The sequence below is a fragment of the Bradyrhizobium sp. WSM4873 genome, assembly GCF_055811355.1.
This window is the reverse complement of record NZ_JBVVPS010000014.1, coordinates 164,980-177,548: the sequence shown is the minus strand read 5'-3', so window position 1 is coordinate 177,548 and position 12,569 is coordinate 164,980. Positions and strand designations below refer to the sequence as shown.

Annotated in this window: 10 protein-coding genes; 1 reads left to right on the top strand and 9 read right to left on the bottom strand. The window is 64.0% G+C overall.

The genetic code is table 11. The annotated features are described in order from the left end of the window. Positions 1 to 145: 145 nt before the first annotated feature. The 5 genes from AC0L21_RS20100 to AC0L21_RS20080 form a co-directional block, all read right to left on the bottom strand. Complete coding sequence (locus AC0L21_RS20100; RefSeq protein ID WP_473263561.1) at positions 146 to 3,241, bottom strand: MexW/MexI family multidrug efflux RND transporter permease subunit; 3,096 nt, start codon at positions 3,239 to 3,241, stop codon at positions 146 to 148. Between the two features lie 76 nt (positions 3,242 to 3,317). Beyond that, complete coding sequence (locus tag AC0L21_RS20095; RefSeq protein WP_007607849.1) at positions 3,318 to 4,511, bottom strand: efflux RND transporter periplasmic adaptor subunit; 1,194 nt, start codon at positions 4,509 to 4,511, stop codon at positions 3,318 to 3,320. Position 4,512: 1 nt separating this feature from the next. After that, positions 4,513 to 5,214: a TetR/AcrR family transcriptional regulator gene (locus AC0L21_RS20090; protein WP_473263560.1), complete on the bottom strand. Its 702-nt coding sequence runs from the start codon at positions 5,212 to 5,214 to the stop codon at positions 4,513 to 4,515. A 135-nt stretch (positions 5,215 to 5,349) separates the two neighbouring features. Continuing rightward, positions 5,350 to 5,940 carry a thiamine pyrophosphate-dependent enzyme gene (locus AC0L21_RS20085; protein ID WP_473263550.1) on the bottom strand — a complete coding sequence of 197 codons (591 nt, stop codon included), beginning with the start codon at positions 5,938 to 5,940 and terminating at the stop codon, positions 5,350 to 5,352. Next, a complete protein-coding gene (locus AC0L21_RS20080; RefSeq protein ID WP_473263549.1) occupies positions 5,937 to 6,491 on the bottom strand; it encodes a phosphonopyruvate decarboxylase in 555 nt (184 codons plus the stop codon). The genes AC0L21_RS20085 and AC0L21_RS20080 overlap by 4 nt, the downstream gene beginning before the upstream one ends. A gap of 107 nt (positions 6,492 to 6,598) precedes the next feature. On the opposite strand from AC0L21_RS20080, the gene AC0L21_RS20075 reads away from it, so the two are divergent. Continuing rightward, positions 6,599 to 7,819: a cytochrome P450 gene (locus AC0L21_RS20075; RefSeq protein WP_473263548.1), complete on the top strand. Its 1,221-nt coding sequence runs from the start codon at positions 6,599 to 6,601 to the stop codon at positions 7,817 to 7,819. Positions 7,820 to 7,956: 137 nt separating this feature from the next. Here the strand turns inward: AC0L21_RS20075 and AC0L21_RS20070 are convergent, their stop codons facing one another. Genes AC0L21_RS20070 through AC0L21_RS20055 form a run of 4 tightly spaced genes read right to left on the bottom strand, consistent with a single transcriptional unit; the run spans position 7,957 to position 12,566 of the window. Then, on the bottom strand, positions 7,957 to 8,820 hold the full coding sequence (locus AC0L21_RS20070) for a sugar phosphate isomerase/epimerase family protein (RefSeq protein WP_473263547.1): 864 nt from the start codon (positions 8,818 to 8,820) through the stop codon (positions 7,957 to 7,959). Continuing rightward, positions 8,820 to 10,010: a dihydrodipicolinate synthase family protein gene (locus tag AC0L21_RS20065; protein WP_473263546.1), complete on the bottom strand. Its 1,191-nt coding sequence runs from the start codon at positions 10,008 to 10,010 to the stop codon at positions 8,820 to 8,822. The genes AC0L21_RS20070 and AC0L21_RS20065 overlap by 1 nt, the downstream gene beginning before the upstream one ends. Before the next feature lie 10 nt (positions 10,011 to 10,020). Next, positions 10,021 to 11,172 carry a Gfo/Idh/MocA family protein gene (locus tag AC0L21_RS20060; RefSeq protein ID WP_473263545.1) on the bottom strand — a complete coding sequence of 384 codons (1,152 nt, stop codon included), beginning with the start codon at positions 11,170 to 11,172 and terminating at the stop codon, positions 10,021 to 10,023. Next, positions 11,169 to 12,566, bottom strand: a complete 1,398-nt coding sequence (locus AC0L21_RS20055; RefSeq protein ID WP_473263544.1) for an enolase-like domain-containing protein — start codon at positions 12,564 to 12,566, stop codon at positions 11,169 to 11,171. The genes AC0L21_RS20060 and AC0L21_RS20055 overlap by 4 nt, the downstream gene beginning before the upstream one ends. Positions 12,567 to 12,569: the final 3 nt, after the last annotated feature.

The window sequence follows — 12,569 nt, the reverse complement described above, 5'->3', positions numbered from 1 at the left end:
CCAACCCCCCAAAACAAACAAAAACCCCGGAACTTTGTGCCGGGGGTGGGGGTATTGGTTTTGGGGGGGGGGGCCCCCCCCCACAAAAAAACCCGGGGGGGGGGGGGGGGGGCGCCCCCCCCCTCTCGTTCGCTCGTCTGCGGCCTCAGGTCGGCCGCAGCGCCTTGGAGCCGAGGTCGAGATCGTTGACCTGCTTGTTCCGCTCGGAATCGGCCGCCGCGCGATGGTCGGTCGCCAGCACCACGTAGACCGCCGGCAGCACGAACAGCGTGAACAGGGTGCCGATCGACATGCCGGCGACGACCACCAGGCCGATCGAGAAGCGGCTGGCGGCGCCTGCGCCGGTCGCGGTCAGGAGCGGGATCAGGCCCGTCACCATCGCGGCCGTGGTCATCAGGATCGGCCTCAGACGAATGCGGGCCGACATTTCGATGGCGGAGCGGCGATCGAGCCGCTCGTTGATCTGGAGCTCGTTGGCGAACTCCACCATCAGAATGCCGTGCTTGGTGATCAGGCCCACCAAGGTCAGCAGGCCGACCTGGGTGTAGATGTTCATGGTCGCCACGCCGAAGAACAGCGGGATCAGCGCGCCGACGATCGCCATTGGCACCGAGATCATGATGACCAGCGGATCGCGTAAGCTCTCAAACTGCGCCGCCAGCACCAGGAAGATGATGATCAGCGCAAAGCCGAAGGTGATCGCGAGCTGGTTGCCTTCCTGCACATATTGCCTGCTGTCAGCGAGATAATCATGACTGAAACCTTGCGGCAGGTTTTTGGCCTCGCTTTCGAGGAAGTCGACCGCCGCACCGACGGTCACGCCGGGCATCGGCACGGCCGAGAAGGTCGCCGAGTTGAGCTGATTGTAATGTGTCAGCGAATTCGGCTCGGTCTTGGTCTCGATCGACACCACTGTCGACAGCGGAAGCTGCTGGCCGGTGTTGGTCGTCACGTAGTAGCCGGCGAGCGATTCCGGCGAGAGCCGCTGGCCGCGCGGCACCTGCGGGATGACCTGATAGGAACGGCCCTCGAGGTTGAAGCGGTTGATGTAGTTGCCACCGAGCAGCACCGCGAGCGTGCTGCCGAGGTTCTGCATGTTGATGCCGAGATCCTGCGCCTTGGTGCGGTTGATCGTCACCTTCACGTTCGGCTGATTGTAGGCAAGGTCGCTGTCGGAGACGATGAACATTCCGCTCTTGCGGGCGGCAGCCTTCAGCTTCTCCATCTGTTCGTAGACGGTCTGGAAGCTGGCGGTCGAGTTGATCACCATCTGCACCGGGAGGCCGCCCGGGCCGCCCGGCAGCGGCGGCAGGTTGAACGCGAACGCCTGCACGCCCTCAATCTTGGAAAGCTCGGCCTGCACCAGCGACTTCAGCTGGATCGACGAGCGCTTGCGCTCCTCCCACGGCTTCAGCAGCATGCCGGCGATACCGCCCTGCGGGCCGTTGATGCCGTTCAGCACGAAGCGCAGATCGGTCTCGGGGAATTTCTGGAATTCCTTGTCGAGCTTCTCGCCGTAAAAGTCGACGTAGTCGATGTTGGCGTATTTCGGCGCCTTGGTCACCGCGAACACGATGCCCTGGTCTTCTTCGGGCGCCAACTCCTTCGACGTGTGCATGTAGAGGAAGCCGACGAGCCCAAGGATGGTCACCGCAAACAGGCCGGTGATGGCCTTATAGTCGAGCGAGCGGTCGAGCCTGCGCCCATACCACCGCGTCAGCGCGCCAAACACCTTGTTGACCGCCTTGGCGAAGCGACCCTCTTCCGTGTTCTTCAGCAACACCGAGCACATCATCGGCGACAGCGTCAGCGCGATCACGCCGGACACGATCACCGAGCCCGCAAGCGTGAAGGCGAATTCGCGGAATAGCGAGCCGGTCAGGCCACCGAGGAAACCGATCGGCGCATACACGGCCGCGAGCGTAATGGTCATCGAGACGACGGGACCCACGATTTCGCGCGCGCCTTCCAGCGATGCCTGGACTGGCGTTTTCCCTTCCTCCAGATGGCGATGGATGTTTTCGACCACGACGATGGCGTCGTCGACCACGAGGCCGATCGCGAGCACCATCGCGAGCAGGGTCAGCAGGTTGAAGCTGAAGCCCAGCGCCAGCATCAGCGTGCAGACGCCGATCATCGACAGCGGGATGGTGACGACGGGAATGATCACCGAACGGAACGACGCCAGGAACAGGAAGATCACCACGATCACGATGATCACGGCTTCACCCAGCGTCTTCTCGACTTCGTCGATCGAGGATTGGATGAACTTGGTCGAATCGTAGGCGACCTTCATCTTCATCGACGGCGGCAGATTGCGCTCCAGTTCGGGGAACAGCGCCCGCACGCCCTTGACCAGCGTCAGCGGGTTGCCCTGCGGCGTTGCCTGCACACCGATGAAGATCGCGTGCTCGCCGTTGAAGGCGACGCTCGCGTCCGTGCTCTGGGCCGCAAGCTCGACGGTGGCGATGTCCTCCATCCGCACGAAGCCGCCGTCCTTGGCCTTGACGATCATCTTCTTGAACTGGTTGACGTCGGTCAGGCCCGTATTCGTCGATACGTTCGAGACGATGAGATAGCCCTTGGTCTGCCCCGCCGCGGACTGGAAGTTGTTGGCGGTGATCGCGGTCGCGACATCCGCAGGCGACACATTGCGGCCAGCCATCTTCAGGGGATCAAGCCAGAGCCGCATCGCAAAGGTCTGGCCGCCGAGAATGTCGGCGGAGGCCACGCCGTCGACGGTCGACAGCACCGGTTGCACAACGCGCGTCAGATAGTCTGAGATCGCCGAGCCCGACAGCTCTTCGGACGAGAAGCCGAGATACATCACGGCCGTGGTCTGGCCCGTGGTCTTGGTGACGATCGGGTCGTTGGATTCCTTCGGGATCAGATATTTGACCGAGTTCGTCTTGGCCAGAACCTCGGTCAGCGCCTGGTTCGGATCGAAGTTCAGCTTGATGTAGACCTGGATCGTCGAGGTGCCGAGCACCGAGGACGAGGTGATGTAGTCGACACCTTCGGCGGAAGCGACCGCCTGCTCGATCGGCGTGGTGATGAAGCCCTGGATCAGGTCCGCGGACGCGCCGGGATAGACGGTCGTGATGTTGATGACCGTGTTCGACAGCTTCGGATATTGCCGGATCGGCAGCGTCGTTGCCGCGCGCAGGCCGATCAGCAGGATCAGCAGGCTGACGACGACCGACAGGACCGGGCGTTTGATGAAAATATCAGTAAAGCGCATCGCGGCGATCTCGATTTCATTGACTTGCAAAGCGCATGACCCGGCCGTGCCGGATCATGCTGCAACGTGTACGATGTCAGTAGCGCGGCGGCTGCGCCGGGATCTGCGGGGCCGGGTCGGTCGAAATCGACACCGCCGCGCCCGATTGCAGCTTGAGCTGGCCGACGGCGACGACCTTGTCGCCCGGCTTCACGCCCTTGACGATTTCGACGCGGCCTTCGACCCGGCTGCCGGTCTGCACGAAAGTGCGCACCGCGCTCAGGCTGGTCTTGCCGTCCGCTTCCTTCTTCTCGGTGATCACGAACACCGAGTCGCCGTACAGCGTGTAGTCGACCGCCGTCTCCGGCACGGTGACCACGGCCGGCTTGTCTGGCAGCACCACCGTGGTGGTCACGAACATACCGGGCTTCAGGATCTTCTCCGGATTGGAGACGGTCGCCTGCACGCGGATGTTGCGGGTGTCGGCCGAGATCTGCGGCTCGATCGTGGTGATCTTGGCGTCGAAGGTGCGACCCGGATAGGCGTCGACCTTCAACCGGACCGGCTGACCGACCTTGAGGCTGCCCGAGTCCTTTTCCGTCACCGTGAAGTTGGCCCACAGCTCCGATAGATCCGTCAGCGAAACGATGGCCGTGCCGGCGGTCAGATACTGGCCGACCTCGACCTTGCGGACGCCGAGATCGCCGGCGAACGGCGCGCGGACCAGCTTCTGGGAGATCAACGCTTCGGTCTTGGCGATACCCGCCTGCGCCTGATCGTACGCGGCCTGCGCGGTGTCGACGGTTGCCTGCGGCCCGAACTGTCGCGATGCCAATTGCTTGGCGCGGTCGAGCGACAGCTGCGCGACGGTGGACTGCGCCTTGTAATTGGCGAGATCGCCCTGCTCCGGCGCGTCAAACATCTGCACCAGCGGCGTGCCTGCCTCGACATGCGTGCCCGGCTCGAACTTGATCTCGGTGACGCGGCCGTTGACGTCGGCGCTGACGTCGACCTGGTGCACGGCTGCGAGACCACCGACCGCGGTCAACAGGTTCGGCACCACCTCGGACTTTGCCTCGGCGGCGCTGACCGCGACCGGCGGCGGCTTGTTGTTGGCGAAGAACTGCTTGATCATCTGGCCGCGGAAATAATTGAACCAGACGAGGCCACCGACGAGCACGGCCAGAAGCGTGCCGACGATGATGAACCAGAGCACCGGCCGGACCGGACGCTTGGGAGCCTTGTTGTCGATCGGTTCGCCCGAAATCTTGTGTTCGGTGACGATGTTCATGTCATGCACTCTCTGCAATCGCCGACTTGTCCGCACACGCGGCCTGATTGCGGCCCAAATGCGAGACAATTGCGGCGTCGTTAAGTCCGATACCCCTCAGGAGAAACTCACACAGCTGCCGCTCGAGGTCGTTCGCCTTGCCGTAAGCGAGACACGGCGTGGCCGGCAGCCTGGTCAGCGCAGCGGTCATGACGGTGTGATGCGCAAACCAGAACAGGTTGAGCGGTTCGCCGTTGTATGGCCGCGCGTCCCGGGCGGCAATCGCACGCTCGAGCGAGGCGACGAAGGCCGCCCCGATCAGCGTCTCGATCTTGGCATATAGCAAACGAGCGAATTCGCCATCATCCAAATGGCTCGTAGCCATCAATCGCAGGCGCTGGGCCTCTTCCTGGTCGGGCCCGTCGGCGATGTGCATGAAATGCCCGACCATGCCGCGGATCAGTTCGACCAACGTGGCCGTCGACGGCTCACGTTCGAGCAGCTCCATGAGCGCCGGGTCCGCCTCGCATTCGTCGGTGAGAATTTCGGCGTACAGCGCGGCCTTGGACGGGAAATGCTTGAACAGCAGCGCTTCGGAAATGGCAGCGGCGGCCGCCACGCTCTTGGTCGTGGTGCCGGTATAGCCGTGTCGGGCAAAGCAACGCTTTGCGGCGCCGAGGATCAATTGACGCCTCAGGTCGCTCGTCATACGCAATGAGCTCATGCTAGTGAGTAAGCACTCACCCACGCAAAAGTCAAGCACTATGCTGCATCGCAACCTGAGTGCGTTGGAATTTCAGTGGAAATTCGCCGCACCCACAAGGCCCACGTGCAGGACGGAGGCGCAGAGGAAGGCCCGCTAGATCGGCTGGAAGCCGAGGTGGCCGCGGATCCGGTTGAGAATGTAAGTCCCATCCCGGCTCGGCAAAATCCGCTCCAGACTGGCGCTGTCGATCTTCATATTGGCAAAGCGCGGCCCGGCCGTGACGTCGTGGACGGCTTGGGCGAAGGCCTCGACCTCGGCCATGGTCGTCACAGACCGGCTATCCCCGATGCCGCAGGCTTTGGCCACGCCGACGAGGTCGACGGCGACGGCGGTGTGGCTGGTCTGGCCCCCGGTCTCGCCATAGGCCTCGTTGTCGAGCACTGCGATCGAGAGGTTGGACGGCTTTTGCAGGCCGATGGTCGCAAGGCTGCCCATGCCCATCAGCATCTCACCGTCGCCGGTGATGACCAGCACCGGCAGTTCTGGCTGCGCCAGGGCGAGGCCCAGGCCGATCATCGCCGCCCCGCCCATGCCGCCCCAGAGGTAGAAATTCCGGGCATGATCACCGGCCGCGCACATGTCGTTGGTGGAGGCGCCGAGGCCGCCGATCGCAACCACATCCTTGCGGTCCGCGAGAAGAGTGGACACCACCTGACGGCGGTCGAGGAGATTGGCCTTGCTCATTTGGTGAAAACCTTGGCGCCGATCAGGCGCTGCGACAGCAGGACGGCGGTGGGCGTGAGCGCGTTGTAGGCCTGCGCAGCCGCCGCCTCGAGCACGGCCGGCACCTCGGCTGGGTTCGAAGCCCGCAGCACCTTGACGCCCGAGAGCTCGAACACGCCCTGCGTGGTCGAGCCCATCGGCACCTGCCACGGATTGAACTCGCCCCACTCGCCCCGCATGGTCACCAGCGTGAGGAAAGGAAAGCGCAGGATCGGGATCAGCGACAGCATGTTGATGCAATTGCCGACCCCGCTCGACTGCATCAACAGCACGCCGCGCTGGCCACCCGTCCAGGCGCCGGCGAGAAGCGCCACGCCCTCTTCCTCCGTCGTCAGTGGAATGCCGCGCATCGTCGACGAGGCCAGCACGCGTTGGATCAATCTCGAATGGCCGGCGTCGGGCACGTAGGGCACCTGCCGGACGTTGAAGCGTTGCAATGTCGCGAAAATATCGTCGGGCCACTGAGTGCTGGACTCGGCGGCCGTGTCGGCAGCGTCAGAGCGGGCGTGCATTTTCCTGTCCGGTCGGCTTGCAAATCGCAGCTCGACTGTAGACGGTGAACCGAGCCGCTCAAAAGAGCGAATACGGCATATCGGACTCAACGGGCGAGTATGGCGGCATGAACGCAAGTGCGAACGACCTGGCGGCCAGTTTCGATCTGGAGAAGCTGACGCCGGAATTCTACGACAATCCCTACCCGACCTATCGTGCACTGCGGGAGAACGAGCCGGTCAAGCGCCTGCGCAACGGCACCGTGTTCCTGACCCGCTATGACGATCTCGTCACGACCTACAAGAACACAAAATCGTTCAGCTCGGACAAGAAGCGCGAGTTTGCGCCGAAATACGGCGACACCCCGCTCTACGAGCATCACACCACGAGCCTCGTCTTCAACGATCCGCCGGCGCATACCCGCGTGCGGCGCCTGATCATGGGCGCGCTGTCGCCACGTGCGATCGCGGGGATGGAGCCTGATATCGTCAAGCTGGTCGACGGCCTGCTCGACGCCGTCGCCGCCAAAGGCACTTGCGAGCTGATCGAGGATTTCGCCGCCTCGATCCCCATCGAGGTGATCGGCAATCTGCTCGACGTGCCCCATGACGAGCGCGCGCCGCTGCGCGACTGGTCGCTCGCGATCCTCGGTGCCCTCGAACCGGTCGTGTCGCCTGAAGTGGCTGCCCGCGGCAACAAGGCGGTGACGGACTTCCTCGCCTACCTCCGAACGCTGGTCGCGCGCCGGCGCGAAAGGCCCGGCAATCCCGAACGCGACGTGCTGACGCGCCTGATACAGGGTGAGGACAACGGCGAGCGGCTGACCGAGAAGGAGCTGCTGCACAACTGCATCTTCCTGCTCAATGCCGGCCACGAGACTACCACCAATTTGATCGGCAACGGCCTCGTGGCGCTCGACCGGAATCCGGATCAGAAGCGGCGGCTGATTGACAACCCCGACCTCATCAAGACTGCGGTCGAAGAGATGCTGCGCTACGAGAGTTCGAACCAGCTCGGCAACCGCATGACCACGGAGCGGGTCGAGCTCGGCGGCGTCATGCTGGATGCCGGCACGTCGATCACGCTGTGCATCGGCGCGGCCAACCGCGATCCGGCGCAGTTTCCGGACCCCGAGAGATTCGACGTCGCGCGCACGCCGAACCGGCATCTCGCCTTCGCCACCGGCGCGCATCAATGCGCCGGCATGGCGCTGGCGCGGCTGGAAGGCGCCATCGCGATCTCACGCTTCCTGGCGCGCTTCCCGAACTATGCCGTGAGCGGACAGCCAGTCAGGGGCGGACGGGTGCGGTTCCGCGGCTTTTTGAGCGTGCCTTGCGCGATCGGCTGAGGCCTCGAAACAAAAAAACGCGAAAACAACCCCATGCACAGTAGAAGGTTACCGGCGCGCGATGCGCCGGTGATCCCGCGCAACCATTTGACATCTCAGGCCATCGGCGCCGGTGCGCGCAACAAATTCCGGAAGGCCTAAACCACCGTCTTGTGCCGCGCGATGCAGGTTTGCAGCACCTCGTCCATGGGTTTGCTCCACCAGTCGTTGGAGAAGATTTCGATCTCCGAATAGCCGGCAAAGCCCTGCGCTTCGACCGCTGCGCGCACCGATTTGATGTCGATGACGCCGTCGCCCATCATGCCGCGGTCGTTGAGAATGTCCCTGGTCGGCACCAGCCAGTCGCAGACATGGAAGGCGAGCAGGCGATCCCGGCCGGCGCGCGCGATCTGGCCCATCAGCTCCGGATCCCACCAGATGTGATAGACGTCGAGTGCGACGCCGAGCATGCCGCTGCGATAGGGATCGAGCCGGTCGCAGATGTCGAGGGCCTGCTTCGTCGTATTGACGCAGGCGCGGTCCGCCGCATAGGCCGGATGCAGCGGCTCGATCGCCAGCGGCAGCTTGGCCTGTTTGGCGTAATCGAGCATATCGGCGAGCGCTTCCTCGACCTGCGTCCGCGCGCCGGCGATGTCCTTCGACGCCTCGCTGCCCGGCCGCGAATATTGCGGCAGGCCGCCGACGACGAGAACGATGCAGGGGGCTCCCAGCGCCTTGGCTTCGTCGACGCAGCGCCGGTTATCGTCGCGCACCTCGACCCGCCGCGATGCGTCGGAGGTGAACATACCGCCACGGCAATAGCCTGATAGATCGAGGCCGGCCTCGCGCACCGCGCGGGCGGCGCGGTCGAGGCCGACGGCAGCGACCTGGTCGCGCCAGGGATCGATGGCGCGGATGCCGTGCCTGGCACAGGCGTCGACGATTTCGACGAGGTCACCCTGCTTGCGGATTGTCGCCGTGTTCAGCGACAGCCAGCGATGGTCGGACGAAAAATCACGCATCAGGATTCGATTCCGCGCGTTGACAGCACCGCCTTCATCCGCCGCGTCGCCAACTCCGGATCGGCGAGCAGCCCGGCCTTGTCGGCGAGGCGGAACAGCTCGGCCAGATGCAGCGTCGAGCGCGTGCTCTCCTGCCCGCCGACCATGGTGAAGTGGTCCTGGTGGCCGTTGAGATAGGCCATGAACACCACGCCGGTCTTGTAGAACCGCGTCGGCGCCTTGAAGATGTGACGGGACAGCGGCACCGTCGGCCCCAGTACGTCGTGGAAGCCGCCTTCGTCACCCGCCGCAAGCCGCGACAAGGCATACGACGCCGCCGGCGCGATCGCATCGAAGATCCCGAGCAGCGCGTGCGAAAAGCCCTGTTCGTCGCCGGCAATCAGCTCCGCATAATTAAAATCGTCGCCGGTGTACATCTTGATGCGCTTGTCGAGACGACGGCGCATGTCGATCTCGCGCTGCTTGTCGAGCAGCGAAACCTTGACACCGTCCACCTTGGCGGCGTTGCCGTTGATGATGGCGACCGCAATATCCATCGCCTTGTCGAGATCATTGGTGCCCCAATATCCCGTCAGCGCCGGATCGAACATGTCGCCGAGCCAGTGGATGATCACGGGCTCGCGGACCTGCGACAGCACGCGGTCGTAGACCTTTGCGTAATCGTCGGCATTACGGCCAAGCTTCGCCAGCGCGCGCGACGCCATCAAAATGATGCGGCCGCCGACCTTCTCGACCGCCGATATCTGCTCCTCATAGGCGCGGATCACGTCGTCGAGATTTTTGGCGTCCTCGACCGCGAGATGATCGGTGCCGGCGCCGGAGAACACCAGCGCGTTGCGTCGCTTGGCGGCGGCGACCGAGCGCGTGATCAGCTCCAGCGAGGTCGGCCAATCCAGCCCCATGCCGCGCTGCGCGGTGTCCATGGCTTCCGCAACGCCGAGCCCAAGGTCCCAGACGTGCTCGCGAAAGGCGATGGTCTTGTCCCAGTCGACGGCAGCGGAGAGCCACGGGTCGTTGTCGGCGAAGGGATCGACCACGGTATGGACGGCCGAGAACGCGATGCGGTCGAGCGGTCCCTCGAGCTTTGCGGGAAACGTCCGCGAGGCTGCGAGCCGGTAGGTCTCGATCGAGCGATCGGCTTTCGGCAGCTTGAGCGACAGGGACGACATCGACAGGACGGGCTTGTTCATTATTCCCTCCTCAGACCTTGATCGGCGCGACGTCGATCCAGCGCCGCTCCTTCCAGCTCCTCAGCGCGCATTCGGCGAGTTGCACGCCCTTGACGCCTTCGAGCAGCGTGAACTTGTAGGGCGCATCCTCGTAGACGTGGCGGATGAACATCTCCCACTGCTCCTTAAAGCCGTTGTCGTAGGTGACGTTGTCCGGCAGTTTCTGCCAGTCGCCGTAGAAATCGTGCAGCCGCTTCTCGTCGGGGTTCCACACCGGCCGGGGCGTTGCTTGCCGCGCCTGGATCATGCAGTCCGAGAGGCCGGCGACGGCCGAGCCGAGCGTGCCGTCGACCTGGAAGGTGACGAGATCGTCGCGATAGACGCGCGTCACCCATGACATGTTGATGTGGGCGATGGCGCCGCCCTTGAGCTGGAACGTGGCATAGGCGGAGTCGTCGGCCGTCGCCTTGTACTTCTTGCCCTGCTCGTCGAAACGCTCGGGGATGTCGGTGTTGCCGATGCAACTCACGCTCTCGACCTCGCCGAAGAGATTGTCGAGCACGTAGCGCCAGTGGCAAACCATATCAAGGATGATGCCGCCGCCGTCCTCGTCGCGGTAATTCCATGACGGCCGCTGCGCCTCCTGCCAGCCGCCTTCGAACACCCAATAGCCGAACTCGCCGCGCACCGAGAGAATGCGGCCGAAGAAGCCGGAGTCGCGCAGGAAGGCGATCTTCTTCAGGCCGGGCAGGAACAGCTTGTCCTGCACCGTGCCGTGCTTGACGCCCTTGGAATTGGCGAGCTTGACGACCTCGAGCGCCTCCTCGAAATTGGTCGCGATCGGCTTCTCGCAATAGACGTGCTTGCCGGCATTGATGGCCTGGGTCAGCAGCCCGGGGCGCGCCTGCGTGGTCGCAGCGTCGAAGAACATGGTGTCGTTCTTGTCGGCGAGCGCCGCATCGAGATCGGTGGTCCAGCGCGTGATGTTGTAGCGTTTGGCGAGCCCCTCGACCTTCTCGGCGCTGCGGCCGACCAGGATCGGATCGGGCATCACGCGGTCGCCGTTCTTCAAGCGGACGCCGCCCTGCTCTCGGATCGCGACGATCGAGCGGATCAGATGCTGGTTGAGGCCCATGCGGCCGGTGACACCGTTCATGATGAGGCCGAGGCGTTGGGTGGTCATGCCGATTGCTCCTGAAGCGATTTTGGCTGTTCGAGCGGGCGCAGCGCCGACCAGTCCGGATGGACCGACGTCGCAAAGCCCGTTGTGTGAAGCGATCCCGTCAGGAGATCGCCGTTGTGAATGGAGAGGCGGATGCCCTGCCCTGCATCCGCATAGAGAGCGGGATGCGCGGCGGCGAAGGCCTGGGCCTCCGCGGCGGGCGTATCGCCAAAGCCATCGACATAATGATGGCCGTTACGTTCGGCATGGGTGATGCCGATGAAGGCGCCGAGCGCGAGATCCTGCTGCACGGCAAGCCCGGCCTGGCAGGTCAGGTCCTCGCCGGTGACGAAGAACTTCTCGCCGCCCGCGCTCCATTTGGCCGCGCGCGTCGCGTTGACGATGGATTTGTAAAGCCCTTTGCAGGATTTCGAGGAGATGCCGTGATAGCCAAGCGCCCGTGCCGCGGGAAACGCGTCGTAGGAATCGTCGGCTTCGTCGATGATGAAGCCGCGCGCAGCGAGCGAGCCGAGCGGCGACTGCCTCGTGACATCGCGCGGCATCGGCTGCTCGATATAGAGCAGCCTGGATGAAATCGATCGCAGCGCAGTGTCATGGTCGAGCCGGCCGATGAGTTCATGCAAGGCTGCGAGATCGGCATATTGCTCGTTGGCATCTAGCGTCACCTTGTAGTCACACTCCAGCGCATCGAGCTCCTTGCCAATGCGCGCCAGCCGCGCTGCATCGGCGACGGGGTCCCCCGACAGCTTCAGCTTGAAGTATCTTGCACCGGAGTTCTCGCGAGCATCGGCAACCCCGCCTTCGCCTTCGATGGGATCGTCGAGACCGACGGTATGCCTGATCGCAACGCGTGCCGGCGGCTTCCGGCCGGATAGGAACGTCGTGAGATCGGTTTCCTTCAGGTCGGGCGAAAGCCGCGCGTCGATGCCGGCGATGTTGCCGGCCATGCCGTCGAAAAAATTGGTCTCGGCGGCACGGAGCAGCGCGTCGAGGATCGCCTTGTCGATTTCCGCGGGTCCATAGACTGCGGCCAGCGACGGAATGTTTTTCTTCGCACATGTCGCGACCTGAGCACCGACGCACGATGCATGCAGATCGAATGCCGTCAGAAATCCGGTTCGCGCAAGATAAAGCCCCCGCGCGATCTCCAGCGAGCGGCGCAAATCATCGACGGTCTGCGCCGGCGACAGCTCCGGCCGCTTGTCGAACCATTTCGGCACCAGCAGCTCGGCGGCGGCACCGACCGCGCTTCCCCTGCCCTCGACCTCGATCTCGACCCGCACGAACAGCTGCGGCGTCGCGTTGATCGTGATCGCGCCGAAGCGGAACGGCCGCGCGAAATGCACGGGTCGTTCGAAGAACGCGATATCTCGCAGCTTCAGACGCGGCGCCATGGC

Bases quoted from the DNA above. Each gene is read 5' to 3' on its own strand.
- AC0L21_RS20080 (WP_473263549.1), bottom strand. From the start codon at position 6,491: ATGCACGCCCGCTCTGACGCTGCCGACACGGCCGCCGAGTCCAGCACT.
- AC0L21_RS20085 (WP_473263550.1), bottom strand. From the start codon at position 5,940: ATGAGCAAGGCCAATCTCCTCGACCGCCGTCAGGTGGTGTCCACTCTT.
- AC0L21_RS20055 (WP_473263544.1), bottom strand. From the start codon at position 12,566: ATGGCGCCGCGTCTGAAGCTGCGAGATATCGCGTTCTTCGAACGACCC.
- AC0L21_RS20075 (WP_473263548.1), top strand. From the start codon at position 6,599: ATGAACGCAAGTGCGAACGACCTGGCGGCCAGTTTCGATCTGGAGAAG.
- AC0L21_RS20065 (WP_473263546.1), bottom strand. From the start codon at position 10,010: ATGAACAAGCCCGTCCTGTCGATGTCGTCCCTGTCGCTCAAGCTGCCG.
- AC0L21_RS20095 (WP_007607849.1), bottom strand. From the start codon at position 4,511: ATGAACATCGTCACCGAACACAAGATTTCGGGCGAACCGATCGACAAC.
- AC0L21_RS20060 (WP_473263545.1), bottom strand. From the start codon at position 11,172: ATGACCACCCAACGCCTCGGCCTCATCATGAACGGTGTCACCGGCCGC.
- AC0L21_RS20070 (WP_473263547.1), bottom strand. From the start codon at position 8,820: ATGCGTGATTTTTCGTCCGACCATCGCTGGCTGTCGCTGAACACGGCG.
- AC0L21_RS20100 (WP_473263561.1), bottom strand. From the start codon at position 3,241: ATGCGCTTTACTGATATTTTCATCAAACGCCCGGTCCTGTCGGTCGTC.
- AC0L21_RS20090 (WP_473263560.1), bottom strand. From the start codon at position 5,214: ATGAGCTCATTGCGTATGACGAGCGACCTGAGGCGTCAATTGATCCTC.